At 35.6% G+C, this 25573-nt stretch carries 23 protein-coding genes; 9 read left to right on the forward strand and 14 right to left on the reverse strand.

Annotation, left to right across the window (positions count from 1 at the left end; translation table 11 throughout):
- Positions 1 to 30: 30 nt before the first annotated feature.
- The 3 genes from M030_RS0109550 to M030_RS0109560 form a co-directional block, all read right to left on the reverse strand.
- Positions 31 to 1191, reverse strand: coding sequence for a carboxypeptidase-like regulatory domain-containing protein (locus tag M030_RS0109550; protein WP_027373300.1), 1161 nt, complete (start codon positions 1189 to 1191; stop codon positions 31 to 33).
- Positions 1192 to 1374: 183 nt separating this feature from the next.
- Positions 1375 to 1551 carry a histone H1 gene (locus tag M030_RS0109555; RefSeq protein ID WP_027373301.1) on the reverse strand — a complete coding sequence of 59 codons (177 nt, stop codon included), beginning with the start codon at positions 1549 to 1551 and terminating at the stop codon, positions 1375 to 1377.
- A gap of 246 nt (positions 1552 to 1797) precedes the next feature.
- Positions 1798 to 3273, reverse strand: coding sequence for a PLP-dependent aminotransferase family protein (locus M030_RS0109560; protein ID WP_228375203.1), 1476 nt, complete (start codon positions 3271 to 3273; stop codon positions 1798 to 1800).
- Positions 3274 to 3334: 61 nt separating this feature from the next.
- Between M030_RS0109560 and M030_RS0109565 the strand changes: the two genes are divergently transcribed.
- The 3 genes from M030_RS0109565 to M030_RS0109575 all read left to right on the forward strand — a co-directional run bounded on the left by M030_RS0109565 (position 3335) and on the right by M030_RS0109575 (position 6277).
- Positions 3335 to 3847: a hypothetical protein gene (locus tag M030_RS0109565; RefSeq protein ID WP_027373303.1), complete on the forward strand. Its 513-nt coding sequence runs from the start codon at positions 3335 to 3337 to the stop codon at positions 3845 to 3847.
- A 221-nt stretch (positions 3848 to 4068) separates the two neighbouring features.
- Positions 4069 to 4983: a helix-turn-helix domain-containing protein gene (locus M030_RS0109570; protein ID WP_027373304.1), complete on the forward strand. Its 915-nt coding sequence runs from the start codon at positions 4069 to 4071 to the stop codon at positions 4981 to 4983.
- An 88-nt stretch (positions 4984 to 5071) separates the two neighbouring features.
- Positions 5072 to 6277 carry an MFS transporter gene (locus M030_RS0109575; RefSeq protein WP_027373305.1) on the forward strand — a complete coding sequence of 402 codons (1206 nt, stop codon included), beginning with the start codon at positions 5072 to 5074 and terminating at the stop codon, positions 6275 to 6277.
- A 142-nt stretch (positions 6278 to 6419) separates the two neighbouring features.
- On the opposite strand, the gene sph is transcribed toward M030_RS0109575, so the two are convergent.
- From sph to M030_RS0109590, 3 genes are all read right to left on the reverse strand, one after another.
- Positions 6420 to 7994 carry a sphingomyelin phosphodiesterase gene (gene sph / locus M030_RS23950; RefSeq protein WP_081806318.1) on the reverse strand — a complete coding sequence of 525 codons (1575 nt, stop codon included), beginning with the start codon at positions 7992 to 7994 and terminating at the stop codon, positions 6420 to 6422.
- Between the two features lie 125 nt (positions 7995 to 8119).
- The gene (locus tag M030_RS0109585; RefSeq protein ID WP_027373306.1) at positions 8120 to 9850 is read right to left on the reverse strand and encodes a helix-turn-helix domain-containing protein; all 1731 of its coding nucleotides are present in this window, start codon (positions 9848 to 9850) and stop codon (positions 8120 to 8122) included.
- A 200-nt stretch (positions 9851 to 10050) separates the two neighbouring features.
- Positions 10051 to 11160 carry a helix-turn-helix domain-containing protein gene (locus tag M030_RS0109590; protein ID WP_185097387.1) on the reverse strand — a complete coding sequence of 370 codons (1110 nt, stop codon included), beginning with the start codon at positions 11158 to 11160 and terminating at the stop codon, positions 10051 to 10053.
- 783 nt (positions 11161 to 11943) lie between these two features.
- On the opposite strand from M030_RS0109590, the gene M030_RS0109600 reads away from it, so the two are divergent.
- Positions 11944 to 12393, forward strand: a complete 450-nt coding sequence (locus M030_RS0109600; RefSeq protein WP_027373309.1) for a MarR family winged helix-turn-helix transcriptional regulator — start codon at positions 11944 to 11946, stop codon at positions 12391 to 12393.
- 22 nt (positions 12394 to 12415) lie between these two features.
- On the forward strand, positions 12416 to 13264 hold the full coding sequence (locus tag M030_RS0109605) for a universal stress protein (RefSeq protein WP_027373310.1): 849 nt from the start codon (positions 12416 to 12418) through the stop codon (positions 13262 to 13264).
- Between the two features lie 43 nt (positions 13265 to 13307).
- On the opposite strand, the gene M030_RS0109610 is transcribed toward M030_RS0109605, so the two are convergent.
- Complete coding sequence (locus M030_RS0109610) at positions 13308 to 13904, reverse strand: Crp/Fnr family transcriptional regulator (RefSeq protein WP_027373311.1); 597 nt, start codon at positions 13902 to 13904, stop codon at positions 13308 to 13310.
- Between the two features lie 379 nt (positions 13905 to 14283).
- Here M030_RS0109610 and M030_RS0109615 point away from each other — a divergent pair, with 379 nt between their 5' ends.
- The gene (locus M030_RS0109615; RefSeq protein ID WP_027373312.1) at positions 14284 to 14703 is read left to right on the forward strand and encodes a RidA family protein; all 420 of its coding nucleotides are present in this window, start codon (positions 14284 to 14286) and stop codon (positions 14701 to 14703) included.
- 112 nt (positions 14704 to 14815) lie between these two features.
- Here M030_RS0109615 and M030_RS0109620 read toward each other — a convergent pair whose 3' ends face one another.
- The 6 genes from M030_RS0109620 to gndA all read right to left on the reverse strand — a co-directional run bounded on the left by M030_RS0109620 (position 14816) and on the right by gndA (position 21933).
- Positions 14816 to 15481 (reverse strand): TetR/AcrR family transcriptional regulator, encoded by a 666-nt coding sequence (locus M030_RS0109620; RefSeq protein WP_027373313.1) that lies wholly within the window; start codon positions 15479 to 15481, stop codon positions 14816 to 14818.
- Between the two features lie 780 nt (positions 15482 to 16261).
- Positions 16262 to 16927, reverse strand: coding sequence for a TetR/AcrR family transcriptional regulator (locus M030_RS0109630; RefSeq protein ID WP_027373314.1), 666 nt, complete (start codon positions 16925 to 16927; stop codon positions 16262 to 16264).
- Positions 16928 to 17191: 264 nt separating this feature from the next.
- Entirely contained in the window at positions 17192 to 17842 is a 651-nt protein-coding gene (locus M030_RS0109635; RefSeq protein ID WP_027373315.1) for a TetR/AcrR family transcriptional regulator, read from the reverse strand.
- A 433-nt stretch (positions 17843 to 18275) separates the two neighbouring features.
- Positions 18276 to 18995, reverse strand: a complete 720-nt coding sequence (gene pgl / locus M030_RS0109645; RefSeq protein WP_027373317.1) for a 6-phosphogluconolactonase — start codon at positions 18993 to 18995, stop codon at positions 18276 to 18278.
- A gap of 26 nt (positions 18996 to 19021) precedes the next feature.
- On the reverse strand, positions 19022 to 20503 hold the full coding sequence (zwf, locus tag M030_RS0109650; protein WP_027373318.1) for a glucose-6-phosphate dehydrogenase: 1482 nt from the start codon (positions 20501 to 20503) through the stop codon (positions 19022 to 19024).
- 11 nt (positions 20504 to 20514) lie between these two features.
- Positions 20515 to 21933, reverse strand: coding sequence for an NADP-dependent phosphogluconate dehydrogenase (gene gndA / locus M030_RS0109655; protein WP_027373319.1), 1419 nt, complete (start codon positions 21931 to 21933; stop codon positions 20515 to 20517).
- Between the two features lie 371 nt (positions 21934 to 22304).
- Between gndA and M030_RS0109660 the strand changes: the two genes are divergently transcribed.
- On the forward strand, positions 22305 to 22664 hold the full coding sequence (locus M030_RS0109660; RefSeq protein ID WP_027373320.1) for a hypothetical protein: 360 nt from the start codon (positions 22305 to 22307) through the stop codon (positions 22662 to 22664).
- Between the two features lie 390 nt (positions 22665 to 23054).
- Here M030_RS0109660 and M030_RS0109665 read toward each other — a convergent pair whose 3' ends face one another.
- Entirely contained in the window at positions 23055 to 23462 is a 408-nt protein-coding gene (locus M030_RS0109665) for a DUF1573 domain-containing protein (protein ID WP_027373321.1), read from the reverse strand.
- Positions 23463 to 23627: 165 nt separating this feature from the next.
- On the opposite strand from M030_RS0109665, the gene M030_RS0109670 reads away from it, so the two are divergent.
- Both M030_RS0109670 and M030_RS0109675 read left to right on the forward strand, forming a co-directional pair.
- A complete protein-coding gene (locus M030_RS0109670; protein WP_027373322.1) occupies positions 23628 to 24875 on the forward strand; it encodes a sensor histidine kinase in 1248 nt (415 codons plus the stop codon).
- A gap of 10 nt (positions 24876 to 24885) precedes the next feature.
- Positions 24886 to 25569, forward strand: coding sequence for a response regulator transcription factor (locus M030_RS0109675; RefSeq protein ID WP_027373323.1), 684 nt, complete (start codon positions 24886 to 24888; stop codon positions 25567 to 25569).
- Positions 25570 to 25573: the final 4 nt, after the last annotated feature.

Raw genomic sequence — 25573 nt, forward strand, 5'->3', positions numbered from 1 at the left:
ACATTAATATTATTTCCTTTAAAATTGCTTTTATTTTGGCCTGAAATCAGGTGATGGCCTGCTGATAAAAGCCTGCTCTTCCACGGAAAGTAAAACCGTATTATTCTTATTCTCACTGACCGAAACATTATCCCAGATATCTTTTGTAAAATCTACTTTAGGGTTCAGTCCTTTTGTATCTGATCTTTTAAAAGTACTATAGATAAGTTCTCTGCTGATCTTCCGTTCATGCTTCACTCCTTTGTAGTAAGCAACGTATTTATTCCCTTCAAGACTGCTCATGGCAGGAACATATACTCCTCCGTTTTTATAAAAATCAAAAACAAGTATGGCATTTCCCATCTGGTAATCAAATTCTTCACCTTCTCCTGTTCTTCTTTTAACCATAGGATACTGGTCCTGCAAATAATGAATCTCAAAATAGGTGATCACCTTATCAGTTGCATGATACTTCATTTCTCCTGCAAGGTCGATTCCCAATCCTGACTTGATTTTAAATGTAATAAATTGTTCATCTCCCTCTTTAAAAAACATCCAGGCGGAAGATTTTGATCCCTTATTTTTTACATGGGCCAGTGTTCGGCTTAATTCAAAATTAAAAAAATAATTTCCCATATATTCGTCGGAAAACCTCTTTATTTTCTGTGTAAAAATACTGTCTGACTTTAGGTTTTTAAAGTATTTGACATTATTCAGCTGCATTTGGAGATTCTTATCAAAAGATTTATTACGATCGTAAAAATTAGTCCTGTTCCATAATTTCGCTTCGGCAATCACTAAAAGATGGAGCTGGTTGTTATCACTTCTTTTTTCTTTATAAAGAACATCATATTGGGAAGGCTCATTATAATACCTCTTTTTATAATTATTATGAACATCCTGAAGTAGTTTTTCGAGGTCTACTTTTACCATTTTTACTTCATCAATATTTTTATATACCCGTTTCAGCTGTACCGGAGAATGAAATTCACGAATTTTCACCTTTTGAAATCCTGAAGCTGAAATTTCGAAGTTGGCCGAACCTGGCTCCACCGCTGCATAACCGTCTTCATTGGTATAAACGAGTTGATGTTGCAGAAGAACCCTGGCATTGGAAATCGGTTTGTTATTTTCAGCGTCTACCACTAAAATTTTTTGTGCCGAAAAGAAGTTCAAAAAAAAGAGAAAGAGAAGGTAAGAATGTTTCAGCATATTCTGTGTAATTGATATTTCTAAAATACAAATTATACAGGAGCTTAGCTTTCTGCAATAGAAAATTTAATATTTGAATAAAACAAGATGTCAGATATTGCTGAATGACAGACCTTACAGCTATGATACCGCGTTACCCAAGGGTATAAAAAAAACCGGCTTCAAAAGCCGGCTAAAGGTGAATTATTTTTTAGCTTCTTCTACAGAAACTTTTCTGAATTCTTTGAACAATTTGCTTAGTTCTAAAGCTGATTTACGAGCTCTTGTACCAGCTGCCTTGTTCCCTTTTTCCGCTTGTTGGTTTGCCTCAGTTGTGAACGCTTCAAATTCTGCGTTGATTTTTTCAATTAGTTCTTTCATTTATTTAAAAATTTAGGCTGCAAATATAGGTTTTATGGTGATTCCAGCCTAATTGTGCTGAAAAAAAATATGATAATTGGTGAAATTTGGTTTACCGTTCCGACATTGAATTTAACTTTTGAAATAAAATCTGAATTTCCCGGGAAATACGATGTTTCACCGGGTTTTTCTCATCAATTAAATTAATATTCTGAAAGGCAGCAGATTAACCGATTACATTTCACCCTAACCCACTGAAAGAAGTGTTTATTTATGAGTGAAAAATTCTTTCACCTTCTTTCCTGCATTTTCCAAAAGAAATAAGTTTTCAGGGGTAATTCTTTCTGCAAAAACAACCCTAAAATGATGACTGTATCTGCTGGTCGGCGAAAATGTATTTCCGGGAGTAAACATGATACTGTTATTTTCACAATAATGATAAAACTTTTTCATATCGGTCTTTTCCGGAAGTTGGCCCCAGATGTTATATCCTCCCTGCGGCCGGTGAAAGTAAGCTTCTTCAGGAAAAAACTTCCTCAGACAGTCTAGAACCACAACGGCCTGATGATTCAGTTTTTTCCGAAAAGACCGCAAATGCCTTTCATAACTGTTATTCTTTAAAAGACTAAGAATGAGTTCCTGATAAACCGGAGACACCGAACGTCCGAGAATAAATCTGGCTCTTTCAGATTTTGAATAAAAATTACCGGCATACAGCCATCCCAATCGGATCCCCGGTGCCAAAGTTTTTGAAAATGAAGAATACATCATCACAATTCCGCTGGTATCAAAGCTTTTGATACAACTCGGCCTTTTCCCTTCAAAATAAAGATCGGAATACATATCATTTTCTATAATACATACTTCATGTGTTTCCGCTATATTTACTATTTCCTTTTTTGTTTCATCCTTCATCAGGATTCCCGTAGGATTATGAAAATTGGGGGTTACTGCAAGCGCTTTAATATTATGCTCGCTACAAGCCTTCCGGAAATAGTCTGTATCAAAACCTGTCCGGTACTGTACAGGAATTTCAATTACTTTAAGACCAAGATTGGCAATAACTTCCAGAACGGAAAATACACACGGACTGTCTACCGCAACTACATCTCCTGCTTTTGTCACAGATCTCAGCGCAATAGTGAGTGCCTGCAAAGCTCCGTCTGTAATGATTATTTCATCCGGATTCAGGAGGCATCCATGCATTCTCATTTGTTTTGAAATTTGTTTTCGTAATGCCCCGGATCCGTCGGAAGGATAATATCTCAGAAGTGCGGCCCCTTTCTTACGAATTACCTCCTGCATCGTCCTCAGTATCAATTTTTGTGGAATCAAAAGGTCTCCCGGCATTGTCGTATTAAAAGAAGCCGGTTCGGAAGTTCTTCGGGATGTCAGCAGCATATTTTTCATAAATACCTCATCTCTCACTACTACAGGAAGCAGCGTCCTGGCCTCCGGAATATTTTCTTCTTTCCTTTGTGCCACAAAGTAACCTGATCGTAAACGGCTTTCAGCAAGACCTGTAATCATCAGATATTCAAAGCCGCTTTGTACAGAGCTTGTACTCAATTGATACCTTTCTTTAATTTCTCTGACGGACGGCAAACGATCCCCTGGCTGTAAAAGACCATTCCTTATCTGTTCTTCAATACTCTTTGTAAAAATTTCGTATTTATATGGTTTCATGATAATGCAGTCATCTGTACCGGGCAAATTTACAAAATAGATTTCTGTACCGATCATATTTTTACCAACTGTACCCTTTATGAATCGATTAATCTTCTAATTTTGGTAAAAAAAATTCATGGATATCATTTCAAAATTTACAGTGGGTTCTGAAGAGGGAATTTCTGATCTTATAACCATTCTTGATTCTTCGGTATATGCTTTACACAAAGACTTTGTTTCAGAAGAAGACATCAAAAAATATAAAAACGGGATAGATCCCAGAAAGATGATCAACGATTTAAATGATCTTTCCAATCAACTTATCATGACATATGCAGATCAGCAACCTGTGGGATACAGCATTATTAAAAGTGGTTCGGTATATCCGGGAATTCAGGAAGGTAAGAGGTCTACAGAAATCAGTTTCGTGATCCTTCCCGGATTCGATTCTCCTGAAACAAGGGATTCTCTGTGGAAAAAATGCAGGTCTGCAGTAAGTTTCACGGATGTACTGTGGATCAATATGCTGTCTCATGATCCTCTTTTGGAGTTTTTAAAAGAAATGGGTTTCACTGCTGTATCAGATAGCCAGGCAGGTCCGTTTCAACTGCCGTCACACATCCTAATAATGGATTTGAATAAAGGGTAAAAAAGGGAAATCAATCAAAAGGAATTAAAATACTGAGGCTGGGAGCAGGAAAGGTAATCAGGTTAAAAAACAAACATATTGTGCTAGTCTTTGCAAACTGTTTCATCAAAATTTTTAATCAATAGCAGAAATCTTATACCGGATAGTACTTCCGTCTTCCGCCCCATTTATTTACTATATTCTCCACATTTTGTATCTTTGATTTTTACAATTTCAAAAGTATGAGTGATCAGCTGGAAACCATCGAAGATTATTACAGACGTCTCAGAAAGGATAAGAATATGGTATTTGATTCAGAGGAATTTGAAACGGGAAAGTCTCATTTCAATATTTCTATGCGCAAATACTGCAGTTTTAAAAGCCCTTACAACCGTCGTGATTATTATAAAATAAGCTTTATCATAGGGAAAGGAACCATACACTATGGAGTTCATCAATTGTACATCGACCGTCCCGCTTTATTTTTTCCTTCTCCCAGCATACCATACTCGTGGGAGTGTGAGAGTGATTTTCAGGAAGGGTATTTTTGTCTTTTTAATCAGGAGTTTTTCAACGGGAATTCGGAATTTAACCTATTTAAGAAAACTTCATTATTTAAAGAATGGAGTAAGCCTGTAGTATTCTTAACGGAAGAACAAACACAGCTGGCCACCCTTTATTTTGACCAGATTTATAAAATGAATAATTCTGCGTATCCGTATCGCTGCAACAGTATCAAAAGCCATCTGGCTTCCGTGCTGCATCTGGCCCTGGAAAACCGGGTTGAAGATGTCAACCCAAGTGAACTGCCAGCTAATGTAAGACTGTACAGATTGTTTGATGAATTACTCAACAAACAGTTCCCGCTGGATTCACCGGCATACCCGCTGGTACTGAGAACACCTGCTGATTTTGCCCGCCATCTGAACGTTCATGTGAATCACCTGAATTCTTCTGTAAAATCGGTAACCAACCTTACTACCACACAGATTATTAAAGAAAAAATGTTTGAGGAATCTAAAAACCTTTTGAAATATACCAACTGGGATATCGCTGAGATTGGATATACGCTGGGATTTGAGCAACCATCCCATTTTAACAATTTTTTTAAAAAACATGCCCAAACGTCTCCCCTAAAATTTAAAAACTCCTATTAATATTTGAATTTTGTAATTTTTACTTTGTCTTTTAAAACTGAATTCTGTAATTCTTGTGTTATTTTTGCATGGTAAAAAATGATTGACTATGTTGAGAGCAGCGTCTGAAAATCGTATCAGGCTTATTACCATTATGGCTTTTGTGTCTATTCCTCTTTCGGGGTTTGCCACAGATATTTATTTGCCTTCATTTCCGTCGATGGCCAGGGAAATGTCGGTTTCCGAAAAAGATATCCAGATTACTTTAACCACTTACCTGTTAAGTTATGGAATTTCTCAGTTATTTGTAGGCGGAATTCTGGACAGTATCGGCCGTTATCGCCCCAAACTGATAGCATTACTGGTATTGGCAATCAGCAGTATTTTAATTACAATGACCAATAGTATTTTCCTGATTTGTTTACTTCGTATTCTTCAGGGAGCGGCTGTTTCTGTACTTGTAGTGGCAACCCGTGCAATTTTTGTAGATATCTATGATGCTGAACGGGTGAAACATTATCTGAGTTATTTCACTATTGTCTGGTCCTGTGGTCCTATTCTGGCCCCTTTTCTCGGAGGATATCTTGAAAAGCTTTTTAACTGGCATGCCAACTTTTATTTTCTTGCTTTTTATGCAGGATTTATATTCCTTTTTGAATGGTTCTTTAGTGGGGAAAGCCTGCCGGAGAAAAAGAAACTTAACATCGCAGAAAATATCAGCTTATATTCCATGATGCTAAAAAACAAGATTTTCATGTTGGGAATTTTGGTTTTGGGATTAAGTTATTCGATTGTTATGGTATTCAATATCACAGGGCCGTTTATTATTGAAAACACGTTCCATTTTACTCCTGTAGTAATAGGATATTGTACATTGATCTTAGGGTTTTCATGGATGATTGGCGGTTTTATCGGAAAACGGAGACTTTCATTGGATTTCAAACCCAAAATCCTTTACCCGATCCTTCTTCAGTTGATCCTTATTGCAGCCTTGATCATTACAAGCAGTTTTGTAGAAAACCTCTTCATCATGGTTCCTTTTGCTTTTTTTATTCATATCTGTTCAGGGATTTTATTTACCTCTTTCTTTACCTCAAGTATGTTGTATTTTCCTAAAAATGCAGGTACGGCAGGAGGTTTAATGGGTGGATTGGTGTATGTCATCACTTCTCTTACCAGTTTCATTATCTCCGTTACCGGAAATGTAATACAACAAAAAGACCTGGCGTGGCGCTATTTGATAATTGCTACTATTCTCCTTGGGATTATCCTCATAATGCATAAGACCGTAAAAAAAGAAAAAGCAGAGAATTAATCTCTGCTTTTTTATGAAAAATTATTTCCTTCTTTCTTCCATTCGTTGAGTACTCATTTTCTGAACAAAGATCATTCTCCGGAAATGATACTTTCGGACTATATTTAACTAGGCGTCGTCACCTTTTCGATATGCTATTTTTTTAGAATGACGAAGGGGTTGTATTATTCATTTTCACTTCAAACTGTACATCGGCAGTCAGGCTTGTACCATTCAGGTATACCCAATCGGTTCCGGACTTATTATACACCTGAAGATAGTAGGTATTGCCTATTGGTGTTTTATCTTTGAAAGCTACAATATCTCCGTCTTCAATATTGGAAGATGTATTGCCTGCTTTTTTCTTTACAATTTGAATTCTTAAATTCGTAAGTGATTTTCCTCTTTTAGGATAAAGATAATAGCTTCCGCTGTTCATAGATTCCCAATACCAAAAGTTGTTAATGAGTTCGCTGCTTTCTATCCTAACCAATCCTTCTTTTAAATCAAAATAAGAATCTGCCTCTCCTGTATTTACTATATTAAACCAAGTTTTTGCATCGGGTTGCACCGCAGAAACTGTCAGCCAATCATCAGATTTTGAAAGGTTCATATTCACATATTTTCCTGTAGCTACAGATTTCAGTGAAACGCGATCATACTTTCTGAATTTTAAACTTTGTACAGGTGTCGTCTGATCGGAATATATATTACCTTCTACAGGATAATGATCGGAATAATCGGTCCAGTAATATTTGTCCCCCATCATGTTTGTATAGGTCATCAATGTTGATGAAACAGGATCAAACGCTATATTTTGCCAACTGGACGGCACAAGATGATTATTGGAAACAAAGATATAATCGAGATATTCCCGTTGATTTTCCGGATACGGATAATGATAAGATGCCATGGTGTTGGTCTTTGTATCCCAGGTTGAAGATAATCCTTTATAAACCGGGGCATTAACATTAAGGGTTTGTAACATTTTAGGATATTCCGGGCTGTCTTTTATAATGTTAAAATCTCCACCGTAAACAACCATTTCATCAACCGGAATCTTTAGACCGTCAATATAAGATTTTATAATGCCTAACTGCTGTTCACGGATTGTTACCTCTTTTCCTTTACAGGAAGGTTGTGTAGACTGTGTATGTACAGATATAAAATGGATACGCTTCCCGTCTTTAAGTATTCTGGCATAGGCAAAACCTTTTAAAGAGTAGGCATCAAAATCACATCCTGCCGGAAATATATACTGATCCATTCTTTCGATGGGATATTTACTGGCTATCATAACTCCCCCATTTTCAAAACCTCCTGAAGCAGCCTCGCGCCAGTCTCCATAGGTATTGTTCCAGCCATTTTTCGTTTGTCCTACGACGGGGGTCTGATAAGGAAATACGGGAAGAAGCTTTTGCCGTAATTTACCTGCTGCCGCATTGTCAAAGCATTCCTGGAGCAAAAGGACATCATAATTCTTTAAGAAGAGAGCTTCTCCTAGTTTTTCAGCACGGGCCTGCTGAGACCATTGGGTAGTTGATGCAACATTGATATCCCTGAGTAAAAAGGTATTATATGCCAATACTTTTATATTAGGAGAGGTTACTCTTCCCGCCATCTTTGAAGTTGATGTCGCCGTTTCATCAGTTAATTCCTGATCTGATCCGCATGACAGAAGACTCATAAGGCAAAGTACGGAAAGGAATTTTGAGACCATTTGGTACATGTAATTCATAAGTGCTTTTTAATTTGAAAACTTTCACTAAACTATGGATTAAAACCACCCTAAAAATGAACAATATATTATCTGTTCTTTAAGTTTAATGTACCGTCTGTCTTCAGAAAAAAATCAGCTGAGACTTATGATGATGCGGTAAGACTTTCTTTTTTTATATCTTCCAAACGTTTTTTAATGAAATCAGCAGGGCGAATTCCATTTATTTCCTGGAAAATATTAGAAAAATTTGTTCTTGAAGCAATGCCGCATTCTGTGGCTAATGTTTCTATTTTAAAATGTAAGTATTTTTTATCCTCATACAATTTCTTGGTGATATAATGAATGCGGAGTTCTCCGAGGTATCTTTTAAAGTTGGTGCCTCTAGTTTCATTAATAACCTGAGATAAATAGCTCGAATTGGTATCAAATCTTGTTGCCAGCTTGCTGAGACTAAGACCATTCTCCGTGAATTCAATATTATCTTCAAATTTTTTCAGTTTTAAAATTATATCATTAACGATATTTCTGTCTAAGTCTAATTTATATCCTTCCCTTTCATTTGCAGCAGCAACAGTTTCCTGTTTAGTTTCTTCCAGAAGTTTCTGCTCCAGTATTTTATATTTGTCCTTATTTTCTTTTTCTTTTATATACTTAATAACCAGAACTACTATCAACATCAGAACTATTATACCCAAACATATCATTACCCAGCTACTTAAAGACGAGTTTTTTTCCAGTTTAGATTTCTCTTCCAACAGGGTTTTTGTATCATATTCTTTGTATATTTTAGATGAGAGATACGCAAAGTCCTTTGAAATGATACGGTCAGCTTTTAGAAGCTGTTTTGTAAAATAAAGCTCTCTTTCTACATTTCCTTCCTTTTTATAATGGGTAATGAGCAACTCATAATTTTCTCTCAATTCCGGAAGTATAAAGTCTTTTTTCGTAAATATGGAATCTGCTTTCTGAAGGTATCCGATTCCCTTTTTCGTATTATTACCAGCTACATATGATTTTCCGATATAAAAATAACTGATCGCCAGCCAGGCAAAGTCATCAGATTCCAATAGCCGGGGCACAGACTTTTCGAGTGAAGAAACTGCCTGGAGGTATTTATTTTCCCGAAATTCTTTAATTCCTTTTTCTTTACAGAAATAGGCATATTCTGTCTGGAATCCCCTGTCTTTGAATGTACCTGTCATCCCTAAGGTCAGTAATGAATCTGCTGTTTTATGCTGTCCCAGGTTTCTGAAACAGACAATCATTTGATGAAGGCTGTTATAATAGCCTTTTTTGTTATTGTAAAGAGTGTTTGGATGGAGTTTTCGTTTTTTTAACACCGATTCATAGTAAAATAGTATTTTTTTAAAATGTACCAATGCTTCATCGTAGTATCCTATGTAGCTCTTAACAACACCGATGTGATAAATAATCTTATTCTTTTCATATTCATCATCAATGGTTTTGGAGTATTCATATGCTTTCAGATATTCGTCAAGTGCCAGCTGATATTTTCTCAGATTAAAATAATAAACAATTCCTTTGCCTGCATAGGCATTACTGATCAAGGTGGCATCTTTTGACAGATGTGCAGCCCAGATCGTGCTGTCGGCATATCTCAGCTTATCATTTGTATCAGCTGAAGAGAAAACCCCATCTTTATATCCCAATACCAGCTTGGAATATTTTTTTTCTCTTTTTGCTTTCTTTATATACTCATTGAGATAGGGAAAAGCCCGGGCATCATTTTCCTTAAAGTCAAAATATTTTTCTCTCAGCAGATAATAGTCGTCGACAATACCCTGGGCTTGAAAATCGGTATAGAAAAAAAGAAGTACTAAAAAGAGAAAAAAGCAACGCTGTATACTTTTCATCAAATCATTTTTTAATTTTAAAAATATAAAAATCCGACGAAATATAAACCCGGAATCCACTATCCGACCTCTTTAAAAACAACGGACCGCAAGTCACTATAAATAAGTATATACTCTGCCATACATTGGTAGTTCTCATGTCTCACGAATTTATTTTTTCGTCTTACAGATTGGCTTAAAATAATCAACTGTACAAAGCTTTATATTGTAATGTTTTCATACTCTCTGAAATTTTCAATTTGTTTAATATAATCTGAAGGAGTCATTTGAACCCGATCTTTAAATGCCTTGATGAAAGTTGTCGAACTTTTATACCCGATCTCTTCAGCGATGGTCTGAATTGTATATTTACAAAATCTAGAATTTTCGTGAAGCTGCCTGAGTACATAATCTATTCTCAGGTTGTTGGTATACTCTGAAAAAGTAACTCCTTTATGCTGATTAATGATTTGTGACAAGTAAGCCGTATTGGTATTGAGCTGCTTGGCCACATGGGAAAGTTTGAAATTATTTGATAAGAACTTTTCTGAAGATTCTAATGTGTCAAGCTTTCTGAGAATGCGGTTGACCAGTTCATTATCAATGGCAATATGATCTGTTTTTTCATTCTTTTCCGGGGCTTCAAAATTATAGATAATATTGATTTTCTGCGGTAACACCAGCGTTGCTGCCTTTTTCTTTTTATAATATCGGTAACCCAGCATAAAAGTAACTGAACCTGAACTGAATAAAATCAAGGCAATAAGCAACAAAGAGTTCTTCCGGTTTTCTTTAACCGTCTCTTCTGAAAGTTTTTTAATTCCCTGCTGCTCATAGCCACCCGGAAAATTCTTGCTATCGTCATCCCATTGCTTCTTTTTAGCTATTTCAGACAAACTCATTTTTGCAAATTCGTACGCTTTTTGGCTGTTGTTCAAATTTTCATAATTGATACTGAGCAAATAGTATATTTTCAATTTGCCTTCATGAGTATATTCAACTCCTGTATGGGCTTTAGCCAAACGATCAATATAAAAAAAAGCAGAATCCGGCTGATTAATAGATGTAAAAGCTTCTGCCTTGCGCAGCCAAACGAATTCCCTTGAAAAGCTTTTCTGCATAAATTCAGAATCCTTTTGGCACAGATCAAAAAGTGTTATCGCTTTTGAATATTCTTTCTTCTGCATTGCAATTTCAGCCATTCTGCTCAGTTGTAAGGTTTTTGAAAACGATGAAAAATATGAGGAACTCTGTAGTAAAATATTTGCATTTTCATCAGTTAATTTAAGATGTACGAAATCCCATTGATCCTTTTTGGGAGGTTCATCCATTTTCCCTGATTTTTTAAGATTAAAATTATTTTGCGAATAAACAGTAATGCAATAAAAAATTAGGAAGGTCAGTGTTTTTTTTGCAGGTATCATAGTTTTTTTATCGAAATGTGGCGAACTGCCTACCACAAAACTACTTATTATAATTCAAAAAAAAGGGAGTAATCCAATATGCTAAAATCGTTTTTTACTGATAACGAAAGTTTTTAGACCTTGTACCTAAAGAATATTGAGAATAAAAGAAAAGACAACAAGCAGGCACATAAACAACACAATAACAGTATTTTAAATATAATTATTTTACACAAAACCGGTTTTTAAATTTATAAATATGAGTATTAATTTCTTTCAAATCTTTAAAAACCCGGGTACCTTTTAATCAAAATTAACATGTACTTATTTAAAAATTAGCACCTATCGATTTATAAAATTATAGTTTCTAAAATAATTTTGATCTCTATCCTTGAAAAAGAAAAACTGATTCCATATTAAAATCCACTGATTTAAAAAGAGAACAACATAACCTGTAATTTCCGCTTACAAAACGCAGTAGTTCAATACTGGATATCATGTAAGTGAAGGAATAAGATATTCCAATGCCATTGAGCTGATATCTCATGGTATTGACAACCTTGTTATAGCGTGCGTCCCATATTTTTTTTAAGATAAAATACTGTTCATTAATAATATAAGCCCAATTAGTTGGAATTAAAACTAATTTTCCGTACATTTGGTAGGAAGCTTCAATCTGGAAACTCAGATTTCACCTTTATTTTTAAAAATATGTCTGAAAACCTAAATAAAAGATCTGAACTGGCCTTAGAACTAGGATGGGCAATGACAGAAATGAAAAGCCGTTTACGGCAAAAAATACAGGCGTGCGTGAATGAGTATGAGCCGGATATTTCTGTTGAATTGGTTGAAATTCTCGGACTTTTAACCAGAAATAATGGGATTAATCAACAGGAAATAGCTCATAAAGTAAGCAAAGACAAATCAAGCATCACCTATCTGATCAATAGTCTTGTAAAAAAAGATTTGGTAGAACGCGTGGCGTATAAAAGCGACAGGAGAAATAAACAGATTTTTCTGACTCCAAAAGGGAAAAAGCTCGTAGAAAAAGTCTATCCATGGGCTTTGGAACTCTATGAAAAAGCTGCCGTTGGCCTCGATGAAGACGAGATCAACACGGCTCTTCTTTTAGTAAAAAAAATGACTGCAAACCTCCAATAACAGGGTTTTAAATATATATCCTATGAGAACAATTCTTGTACCTATCGACTTTACCTCCACTACAGAAAATGCTGCAAAAGTTGCTGCAGAATGGGCAAAACATTATGAGTACCAAAACATTATCCTTCTAAAAACTGCCGGAGAATCTGAGTTTGATTATCTGCATATTGCTGAAGGACATTCATTTGTCAATGAAGAAAATGTCAACAATCTCCTGAAAAGGACAGAATTATTATTTGACCAGTTAACGAAGATTATTACAGATATTTCAAAGGAAGTAAAGGTTTCAAGATTATTAAGTGACTGGGCACTGACCAGAAGTATCAACGAGGTTTTGAAGGACCAGCCCTCGATCGATATGATTATTTTGGGAAGCGATGACGCTACTTCTTCCAATGAAAGTTTTGTTTCGGATAATATTATTAGCATTGCACGAACAAGCGCCGTGAAAACGCTCATTGTTCCGGCAAGCTATCAATACAATACTATTAAAAACATCGTCATTCCATGCGATATCAATGGGATTAAAAAGCTGGAAAGACTCTTCCATCACAAATCGGTTATACAAAAACAGGATCTTCGCCTGTCTTTCTTAAATATCAATACCAAAGAGGGAACCGATATTAATCCTGATAAAAAGAAAGAACTTGAAGATTATATCCGCAACTATTTAACCGATATTCCCGGCAATATCTATTATTCTTATGACGATAATGTGATCAAAGGAATCCTGACTTTTGCTTCCGCCAATGATGCAGATCTTATTATTGCATTACCGGGCAGGCATAGCTTCCTGTATTATATGGCCAGCAGAAGCATTTCCGAAGGGATTTATCAAAATAGCAACCTTCCTGTTCTGATTTTAAAATAAAATCCGCCGGGTGCAAAGGCATCAAAACGGGAACAATCATATGCTAATAATAGATTTTGGTACTATCCAGCTTAACGAGTTTTTGCTCCTCCATCTTCTTGACATATCGGATGACTGTTTCCACCCGGAGGCCGGTTAAGGTAGCAATTTGCTGTCTTGTGTAGGGGATCAGAAAAGAATAGGTCTCTTCAAAACCGAAATAATTTTTAAGATGATCAAATAACTTCTTAAGTTTTACGGTAGGATCAGAAATAGCTAAAAAACTGGAAATCATATACCTGAAGTGCAACCTGTCTGCTGTATAATTACTCAGTTTGAGCAGCAGAGCGGGCTTTTCCAGCAGAACGGGCAAAAATTTACTTTTGGGAAGCTTAATAATTTTGCAATCTGAAACTGCAATAGCATTGACCGCATAGTTATGTTCTGTAAACAAATAGCTTTCCCCAATACAGTGGCCGTCAAAGGGAAGTCCATGAACAAATTCTTTTCCTTCCTCCGTAAAGGTATTCAGCTTTACGGTGCCACCTTTAATCTGAAAATAAAATTTAGCAGAAGTTCCTTCCTGAAAAATATAATCTCCTGCATTATATTCTGTTATTTGAGCTCCGTGAGAAAATAACAGATCTTCACATATAACCATCTTGTCATTAATTTTTAGTAAAAATACTTAAAGAATAAGCTACAATGCAACTTATTGAATACCACATTCAAAAATATAATTAAAATATATCAATCATAAAATATTATTTTTTCATATTTTTCATTTTATACATTCAAAAACCTGTACAAAGAATTCATATTTCTGAAAACTCTTTACATTTTGCAGAAATACAGCCTTTATCCGGACTTTTAATGAAATGCAGTTATTCTTTTTATTTTAAACTTCCTACTTATGCCTTTTATTGCTTCTTTAAAAAAGTATATTCAAACATCCATACTATAAACTATTACAAATTACTTTCCTCAACATATGTAAACGTTTTCTTTATTTTTATATTGAATCTTTGCTTAAAAATATCATGGAAAATAATACAACTCCACAGTTCATCAACCCTAAAGAATTGTTTAACCCCGCACCGTATGGATTCTCACACAGTATTGCCGTGCAATCTCCTTTTCAAATGTGCTTTATATCCGGACAAAGCGGTGGTGTCGGAGAGCATCATCTACTGGCGACTGATTTTCAAACCCAGGTTCAGCATGCTTTGGAAAATGTAAAAATTGTATTGCAAAACCATTCTATGACATTCGATCATATTGTTAAAATTACCCTTTTGATTGTTGATCACAACCAGGAAAAACTCCGGATATGGACTGAGGAAGCTTCAAAAGTATGGAGTTCCGCTTCTCTGCCCACCAGCACTCTGATTCCGGTAAGTCAGCTGGCATTACCTAATATGTTATTTGAGATCGATGCGATTGCCGTGAAAGTGAAATAAAGTAATTCTGCAGAGATGTATTTACAACCACAAGGATAATCATATGGTTTATATTTTTAAATAGGTTACTTGCTACAATATTTTCAGTTGGGCTATAGACGGGAAAGTGTTATTATTTTTCCGTCTTGTCCTGTTCGGATATCAGGTTTTCATATGTTTGATCTATCAGAAAAGAGATCGCTTTTTTAACGTGATCCCGTCCTTCAGGGCTGTTCATGTCTATCCCGCAGAAAACACTTCCATTTAACGAAGAATACATATTGAGATAATAAAGTCCTGCAACAATGATAGCTAAGATTGAGCGATAAACTCCCATTTTTTCTTTAAAGTGCGGGGTCATCATAAGGTCAAAGATATATTCTCCGTTTTCTTCCTGTTCATCAATCATTTTTTTCAATGATTTTCGGGGTTCCGATACACTCCACAATAATAATTTTTGTGCTTCCTTGTTATTGTACACATAATCAAATTGTGAAATTAGCATCGCTTCAATAAATGATCTTCCCCCATCCTCAAGATTCGGTTGTATTTTTTCAACTTCTTTACTTGTTACTTTCACCCAATAATCCTGAGTACGAAGATATTCATCGATCAATCCGTCCATCCCGCCAAAATAGGTATAGATCATCTTTTTGTCTACCCCGGCAATAGCAGCAATATCATTGATCTTTAGTGCTGCAAATCCCTTCGTAGTCAAAATTTTTCCAACTGCGTCCAAAAACTTCTGTTTACTTCGTTCTTTATTTCGGATGCTACCCGCTGCTGATTTTCTTTCCATGATGAACATTCAAAATACAAGTTTAAGGAATTTTTTTTCATTTTTGAACACCAACAAGTGTCTTATTTCATATATTTGCAATAAATAAATCATTATTTCTGCAGAAAAAACATTCCAATATGCGAAATTCATAATGATTTTAAGCAATAATTTCAACCTATTTAAGCTCAAAAATCCTTTAATATGAAAATTATTGATCTGAATAACAATAGCTTACAATAAATTCAAAATTTTTTTCATTTTTTTAGACACTTTCAAGTGTCTTATTTGTATATTTGTCGAAACTAATACCATCCATATATAACAAAAACACTATTCAGGTTGAAAATTAAAAAATTTCGATCACCTTCCTTGATTAGAATAATTAGTTTCGAAATTAGATAATTAAGGTAAAAAAAACTACTGTAAACAGCAACATTAATTTTAATGATGCTGTTTTTTAATGTAGGAGTCACCCAATATGCTGACAGTGAAAGGATTACACAGTTCATACCCTTAGAAAAAAAATACACTGTAAATCAACACATTACTCAATATTAACAAAATTTCATCAATTTTACACACTACACGGTGTCTTATTTCATATATTTGCATAAACTAAAACCAACTACATACATAAAAACACACTTCAGGTTGTAAAAAATTAGTGCAATTGTATTGATGTTCCCTCAACTTAAGACAATTTCGAAAAACAACTAAGGTAAAAACACGACACAAATAACCCCATTAGAAGGTAATGGGGTTGTTTTTTTTATCTGTGAAAAGATAAACTCGATTCATCTACTCCTTCTTCTTCTTCTCCTTATCCTCCAATTTATCATACGAATGGTCTAACATGAAAGATATTGCTTCTTTGATCTGATCACGACCTTCAGGTTTATTAACGTCTATACCGCAAAAAAGACTGCCATTCACCGAAGAAAACATGTTCAGATAATAAAGCCCCGAAACCATTATGGCCATTATAGAGCGAAAAACATTTTCATTTTCTTTAAAATGAGAATCAGCAAATCGCTTAAAAATGTATTCTCCGTTCTCTTCCTGCAGATCAGTTAGTTTCCTCAGTTCTTTCCGGGGTTCAGATAAACGCCATAACAAGAGTTTTTGAGCTTCTTTATTTTTGTACACGTACTCAAATTGTGACAGAAACATTTCTTTGGCAAAAGCTTTGCCCGCATCGTCTATTATTGGGTTTATCTTTTCGACTTCTTCAGCAGTCATTTTACTCCAGAAATCCTGAGAACGGATATATTCGTCCATCAGCCCATCCATACCGCCAAAATAAGTATAGATCATTTTTTTATCTACACCGGCTGTAGCCGCAATATCATTTATTTTTAATGCCGTATAACCCTTTGTTTTCAGAATTTTTCCAACTGCATCTAAAAACTTTTTTTTACTGCGTTCTTTGTTTCTAACACTACCTGCTGCTGATTTTCTTTCCATTGTAAAAATTCAATATACAAGTTTAAGAAAATTTTTAAACATTTTGCACACTACTTAGTGTCTTATTTTGTATATTTGCATCAACTAACAACCTTTTCATACATTAAACATGACACTCAACAGCAGCATTAGACCTCTAGTGATGCTGTTTTTGTTTTATGCAAACAACGTATTCATAGCACTTACATAAGATTACGCCTGTTTTATTGCTCTTTATTCAGGTTGTAAAAGGATTTCTTTTATTCCATAGAAAAATTCTATGCATTAGTCTGATTTTTGTAAATTTTCATAGGTCTGATTTAATAAAAAGGATAATGCCTTTTTTATTTTGTTACGTCCTTCAGGAGTATCAACATCGATTCCGCAAAAAATGCTGCCGTTCATCGCAGCGTATAAATTCAGATAGTACAATCCGGAAACCATTATGGCCATTATCGAGCGGATGTCATCAGAATGTTTCCCGAAATCAGAGCCATTCATAATTTTAAAAACATATTCCCCGTTTTCTTCCTGGATATCAGTCATTTTCTTCAAGGATTTCCGTGGCTCGGATAAACGCCACAGCAAAAGCTTTTGGGCTTCTTTATTCTGATAGAGATAATCAAACTGATTGTGCAGCATATCATGCATAAATGATTTTCCTCCGTCATCTGTTCTCGGTTGCATTTTTCCGATTTCCTCGGCAGTCACCTTACTCCAGTAATCCTGAGAACGCACATATTCGTCCAGCAAATCATCTAATCCGCCAAAATATTTATAGATCATTTTTTTATCTACTCCGGCGGTAGCTGCGATGTGGTTTATCTTTAATCCTGTATATCCCTTCGTTTTTAAAATCTTTCCAACTGCATCCAAAAATTTCTTTTTGCTGCGTTCTCTGTTGCGAATACTGCCTCCTGCTGATTTTCTTTCCATGGTGAAATCGTTCAAGATACAAGTTTAAGAAAAATTTCAATATTTTACACACTTCGTAGTGTCTTATTTTATATATTTGTACAAACTAAAACCAAGTCTATAGAAAAAAACACGATTTTACGTTGAAAGTAAAATTTTCGATTGCGTAATGTTCCCTTTAATACAGTTAGTTCGGACATTAAGTGATTAAGGTAAAAACACTCATTGTAACAGCATCATTAGATTTCTAGTGATGCTGTTTTGTTATAATGAAAAATGAAAATAAAGGATCAAATGCAAAAGTTTGGTTCATCTGAAGAGAAAAAACGTTCTGTCTTTTATACGAAGATATCTCGGTAAGACTGACCACGAAAAAAAGCTGCCTCATTATTGAAGCAGCCTTTTCTGTTTTGTGATAAACAGGCATTTTTTAATTAATGCATCGTATCAGATTTTATTTTGATTCGCCTCTCGCTTTTTCATCAGTAAAAAACTGAAACGTGTCTTTTTTCTCAATAAGTTGCATCGGATATACTGCAGGATTATATTCCCCGTTCAAGATTTCATTCAAGGCATGTTTCTTAGATTCTCCAAATGCCACTGCCAGAATATTTTCTGCTTTATTGATCAATGGTGCGGTTAAAGTAATTCTGAACATTTCCTGGGGCTTCAGATAATAAGCTGCTACCCATTTTTCTTTCTCCTGTAAAACTTCTTCACCGGGAAATAAGGATGCTGTATGGCCGTCATCCCCCATTCCTAAAAGGATAAAATCAAATATTCCTTCCTCACCAAGAACTTTTCTTATCTGTTTTTCATATACTTTAGCATAATCTTCGGGAAGAATACCATCCTGATACATGGGGAAAATATGATCTTTATCTGCAGGAACGTGCTTAAGCAGCGCTTCATCCGTCATACGGAAATTGCTTTTATCATCATGTAAAGGCACCCATCGCTCATCAACCCAAAAAAAGTAAACCTTATTCCATTCAATTTGCTTTGCGTATTCTTCTGTAGCCAGCAATTTAAAAATAGCCTTGGGAGAAGAACCTCCGCTTAAAGCTACAGCAAATCGGTTATGCTTCTGAATAGATTGTTTTGAAAGATTTACAAAGGTATCAGCTGCTTTTTTATACAGTGTATCCAAATCGTCAAATACTGTAATATTCATTTTCTGTCTGTTTAGTTTTTATTGTTTTACACCCAGTTATGCCCTTGTCTTTCAACCAGTGTATTGCTGTCTTCCGGGCCCCAGCTTCCAGCTTTATAATTGGGAAATGATGAGTCTTTATTATTTTCCCAGGCTTCCTGGATAGTGGTGACAACGTCCCATGCCTCTTCCACCTGGTCGGAACGCATAAATAAGGTAAGGTCACCAAGTAATGCATCCTGTAATAAAGTTTCATAAGCTTCAGGAGTATCTTCCTGACAGGCAAAATTATCAAAAATCATTTCCACAGGTTTCAGATCCATAGCAAGTCCTGGCTTCTTGGCCATAAACAGAAGCCTGATATCCATCATGGGCTGGATGTTAATGATTAACCTGTTGGCGGATAAATGATGTGGAGTATCTGAAAATGTTGAATGAGGCAGCGGTTTAAACTGAATGGTAATATAGGAATGTTTTTCTTTCATTTTCTTTCCGGTACGAACGTAAAAAGGCACATCCTGCCATCTCTCGTTGTCCAGATAAAATTTTATAGCAGCAAATGTTTCTGTGTTTGAATCAGAAGCAATTCCATTTTCCTGGCGATATCCTTTTACTTCGGTTCCGTCGATAATACTTCTCCCATATTGGCCTCTTACAGCGTAATGATCAACCTGATCGGAAGAAATTCTGCGAATTGCTTTTAAGACATCCACTTTACGATCTCTGATTTCACCGGATTTTAAAGAAGCCGGAGGTTCCATAGCCACCATGCACAGAATCTGCAACAGGTGATTTTGAATCATATCTTTCAGGGCTCCGGTTTGTTCGTAGAAAGCGCCTCTTGTTTCAACACCTACTTCTTCTGCCACCGTAATCTGCACCGATTCTATATATTTATGATCCCAAAGCGGCTCAAAAATAGAATTTCCAAATCTGAAAGCGAGTATATTCTGTACGGTTTCTTTCCCCAGATAATGATCGATACGGTAGATTTGTTCTTCTTCAAATGTTTCTGCCAGAAGACTGTTCAGCTCAACGGCAGATTGCTTGTTGTGCCCGAAAGGTTTTTCGATAATGATTCTGTCTTTTTTTGAATCTGAGGCTAATGAAGTATTTTTGATGTGATTGGAAATCGTGGAAATAAAGTTGGGCCCGATTGACAAATAGAACAATCGATTGGCTCTCATTCCATAAACGGTATCGAAATCCTTTAATTTCTGATATAAATCTTTATAAGACTGTTCTTCATCCAGCTGGTGCTGAAAGTAGGTGATATGAGCCTGAAAACCTGCCCAGTCTTCGGAGGTTACCTTCTTTCTTGAAAAATCTTCCAGATTTTCTTTAACGTAATTTCTGAAATTTTCGTCTGTATTTTCGGCTCTTCCCAGGGCAATAATATTAAAGCCTTTGGGCATCCTTCCATCTATATATAAATTATAAAACGCCGGAAAAAGTTTTCTTTTGGCCAAATCTCCTGTAGCACCAAAAATAATGATTGTAGTGGGCTGCAAAATTCTATTCTCGTTCATTTTTACCCGGTTTATTGATTTACACTCTGCCATGATGTATGGAAAACGCCCTCTCTGTCAAGGCGCTGATAGGTATGTGCCCCGAAATAATCACGCTGAGCCTGGATTAAATTGATAGGAAGATATTCTGTGGTATACGCATCAAAATACCCTAAAGCTGTCTGAAGTCCTAAACCTGAAACTCCGTTTGAAACCGCAAAGGCAGCTGTTTTTCTTAAGGAACCTATTTTTTCTTTCACTATCGCGGCAATATCAGCATCCAATAAAATATTAGACAGATTCGGATCTTTGGTATAAGCTGTATAAAACTTTTCTAACAGAACGGAACGAATAATACAACCTCCTCTCCAGATTTTTACTACATCTTTTAAGGGAATCTCAAATTTATATTCTTCAGAAGCCTTCACGAGTAAGGCCAATCCCTGAGCATAGCTTATCAGCGTAGCCAGATATAAGGCATCTCCTACTTCTTTAATGAATTGGTCTGTATTTTCAGGGGTTGCAATTTCTGCTTTAGGATACAATTGAGAAGCCTGAACCCTCTCCTCTTTATATGCTGATAAAATTCTTGAAGTCACGGCAATATCAATGGTCGGAATGGAAACTCCGATTTCCATGGCTTGCTCGGAAGTCCACTTTCCGGTTCCCTTTGCCCCTGCCTTATCCAAAATCTGATCGATAAGATATTGATCTGTGAATGTATCTTTTTGCTGGAAAATATCTCTGGTGATTTCAATCAGGAACGAGTTCATTTCTCCATTGTTCCATTCTCTGAAAACCTCATACAATTGATCATTATTGAGTTTCGCCCCTCTTTTCAGCAAATCGTAGGCTTCACTGATCAGTTGCATGATTGCATACTCGATTCCGTTGTGTACCATTTTCACATAGTTTCCGGCAGAACCTTTCCCCATATAAGCTGTACAGGCTTCATTATCTACTTTTGCAGCAATTGCTTCAAGCATTGGTTGTAGAAGGTTGAAAGCTTCTAAATCACCTCCGGGCATGATACTTGGGCCTGTTCTCGCTCCTTTTTCACCTCCCGAAACGCCCATTCCCATAAAGTGCAGGTTTTTTGAACCCAGATCAGCAACACGTCTGTTTGTATCTTCAAAGTAGGAATTACCGGCATCAATTACGATATCTCCTTTGCTTAAAAGCGGGGTAATATTTTCGAGTACTGCATCCACAGGCTTTCCGGCGGGAACCATCAGAATAATTTTCCTTGGGCTTTCCAGTGCAGCTACAAAATCTTCTAAAGATCCTATACCTTTTACTTTCATTGTTGAAGTGGCGCCTTCTTCTAATTCTTTTACTTTTTCTTCGTCGAGGTCAAATCCTGCGATTGAAAAACCATTATCGGCAATATTATAAAGAAGATTTCGCCCCATTACTCCAAGGCCAACCATTCCGTAATTATATCTCTCCATTGTATTGATATTAATATGAATTCTATTATACAGAGAATAAAATTACGCAAATGCTTAGGAGGAAAAAAATAAAGCAGGTAAAAATTTTCAACTGCTTCTACTTATCGTTCATTTATAAGTTGATACAATGGTATTATTTTTTTCGTGTTTAAATTTTTATAAAAAAATAAAAATATAGTTTTTTCTGTACAATAGTTTCCTTTATTTGATCGGAGCCCCTAAATATCAATGTTTTACCACAAAAAACTTTATTCCATAATACCGTATTTTCAATAAACGGAATAAAATTCAATCATTATAATGGGAATGATCTATTAAAATGGTACTAGTATTTGAAATAATTAAACTTATCTTTACAAAAATTTAAATTAATGAACTACAAGCTTGAGCTCAATACTCAGGAGCCTAATTCTAAAATTGTTTTTAATACCATCATATTTGATTCTTTTAAAATTAATATCGTTGAAAGATACATTGGGTCTGCAAAATCCCGTCCTACATTGTGTGAGGCTCTGTTTAAAGTGAGAACTTTAGATGACCAGCTCGTTCAGAGAAGAGATGGAAATACGAGAGTAAAGATCAAAGGAGATGATTTTGAAACGTATCAGGGATTATCAAAAACCCTGAATTCTTATGAGTACAAAAACAAACTCCTTAGCAGAAAAGATGCTGATCAGGATTATGTTCACTTTATTTTGAGATTAGTTATTACCAATTACGATCTTAACTAGTACTTATTGCAATCTTTCTTTACACTTCAGAAAAATGAATGCCTATATTCATTTTTCATGTGTTATTCTCCGGATTGAAATCATAGAGCGGGGCTGGCTCCGTTTTTAATATAAGAACAAATAAAAGCATAAAACCCGGAATTTCTTTTCAAGAAATTCCGGGTTTTATGCTGTAATATATCCGTAAGAATCAGTACTGTCCGTGATCTTTAGAAACCGGAGTATTTATACTTATTTCTATTTTTACACCTTTTCAGAAGTCTTAAAAAACGCATGAAAAACATGCCATTGCTTATAGAAATAAAAAAGACGGAAAAAGATTTTCCGTCCGGTTAATGATATTATCTCATTGCAGACCTTCTTTGAAAGAAAGTCCGGGGCTTTTAGTCCTTATTTTACCACTCCTTTGAATGAAAGTGTTTTAGGTGTTTTGCTTTCGCTTGTCGTAACATTTACAGTTTTCATAAATGGTCCTGCCGCGGCTGCATTAAAACTTGCTTCTACAAATCCTTTTTTCCCCGGCTGGATCGGAGTTTTTGTGTAATCTGCTGTGGTACATCCGCAAGAAGGTGCTACATTTTGAATAACAATGGGTTTTGAACCGGTATTGGTAAATTCAAATCTGATTAATTTCGGTTTTCCCTGAGGAATTGTTCCTACATCGATAGATTCTTTATTCCATTTGATGGCATCAGCCAATAGCTTAACAACAGAAACTCCTCCGTCAGCGATAACATTTGCATAAAAAGGAGAAAAGGCCAAGACAGCAAGAAGTGCAGTGATTTTTAAATTTTTCATGAGTATATATTTTAATTATTAAACTTACATGACAGGTTTTACGTTTGTTTCAGCAAATGTAAAACCCAATGTTGAGAGAAGTTGTTAACCACTTTCAAACATTTGTTAATGAGTTGTTAATAGCTGGCAATAAATAGATATTTTTGGATAATATTGCTTCGGCTAATGGAAATAAAGAAACTTAATATCATCATCACCCTGGGGTTTGTGGCTATTATCGGTATTTTAATAGCTCAACTTCTCTGGGCCCGGCAAGCCTATACGCTTGAAGATCAGAAGTTCAACCAGAAAGTAAATATTGCGTTGATGGAGGTGGTAGAAAAATTGTCAGGTAAAGAAAATTCCTTTACCGAAAATCCGGTACAGAATATTGCCAACGATTATTACCTTGTCAGCATCAATAAAGAAATTCATCATACCGTCCTGGAATATTATTTGAAAACATCATTCAACCGTTTTCAGATCCATACCGATTACGTGTATGCTTTATATAACTGCCATAATGATAAGATGATCTACGGAAAGTACATCTCTTCTGCCCAGGAAAGTTCTAAAATCAAAGTAATCCGGTTTCCGAAACATAAAAATCTGGTGTACTATTTTTCGATCCGTTTTCCTGATAAAAACACTTATCTGATCAGCTCTCTCCGGTTCTGGTATGTTCTTACGTTTGCCCTTATCATTATTTTGCTGGTCTATGTATATTCTATTTATACAATTATCCAGCAAAAGAAATTTTCTGAGCTTCAGCGCGATTTTATCAATAATATGACGCATGAGTTTAAAACGCCGTTGTCATCCATCCTGCTGGCCTCGGAATCTCTTAACAAACAATCTGCCGTGCAGGAAAATACGAAACTGCAAACCTATACTTCGATCATCATCAATCAGAGCCTGAAATTGAACAGCCATATCGAAAAAATACTCAATATTGCTAAAAATGATGCTTCAGGACTTTCTTTAAAACTACAAAAAATCACGTTACTTCCTTTTGTGCAGCATATTGCGGAATCTGTAAAGCAGAAAAATGAAAATGTGAGTATTGAAATAGCTATTGACCCCGGTATTTTCATTACTGCTGATGAATTTCATTTCAGCAATATCATCTACAATCTTCTGGATAATTCCGTTAAATACTGCGAGATTCAACCTGAAATCATGATTTCGTCACATAAAACGACCAAAGGCATTTATCTATCCTTTAAAGATAACGGAATGGGGATTCCTGCTAAAAATATTCCTCATATATTTGATAAATTTTACCGAGTAAATACAGTGAAAAGTGACGAGATTAACGGTTTTGGATTGGGCCTTTTTTATGTAAAAAAGATTGTTCAGCAGCACAACTGGAAAATTTCCGTTGAAAATAATCCGGATGGAGGAATTACGACCACGCTTTTCATTCCTTTTTAAAATATCTGACATGGAGAAATCAAAAATTTTATATGCTGAAGATGATGAGACAATCGCTTTCCTGATCCAGGACAGCCTGGAAAATTATTATCAGATCAATCATTATCCGGATGGAAAATCGGCCCTCAACGCCTTCAACAGCCAGAATTTTGACATTTGCTTGCTCGATATTATGATGCCTGAAATCAACGGTTTTGATCTGGCTAAAAAAATCCGTGAAGAGAATTCTGAGATCCCGATCATTTTTATTTCTGCCAAAGCACTAAAAGAAGACAGAATCAAAGGATTAAAAATTGGTGCTGATGATTATCTGGTGAAGCCCTTCAGCATCGAGGAATTAATCCTTAAGATCGAAGTTTTTCTGAAACGTTCCAAAAAAACACAGACTATCCCTTTGCAATACAAGGTCGGAAAATTTGATTTTGATCCTAAAAATTACACGCTGCAATGTGATGAATGCTCTGTCCCCCTTACCCAAAGAGAATCTGAGCTTCTCCTGTATTTCATCCGAAGCAAGAATATTGTATTAAAAAGACAGGATATTTTGCAGGCCATCTGGGGTGATGACGATTATTTTATGGGGCGAAGCCTTGATGTATTTATTTCCCGGTTGCGAAAAATATTAGTCAATGAACAGAATATACTCATTGAAAATATACATGGAATAGGTTTTAGGTTTTCGGAGAAGTCTTAAAAAG

The sequence above is a fragment of the Chryseobacterium sp. UNC8MFCol genome (genome assembly GCF_000482305.1).
GTDB lineage: Bacteria > Bacteroidota > Bacteroidia > Flavobacteriales > Weeksellaceae > Chryseobacterium > Chryseobacterium indologenes.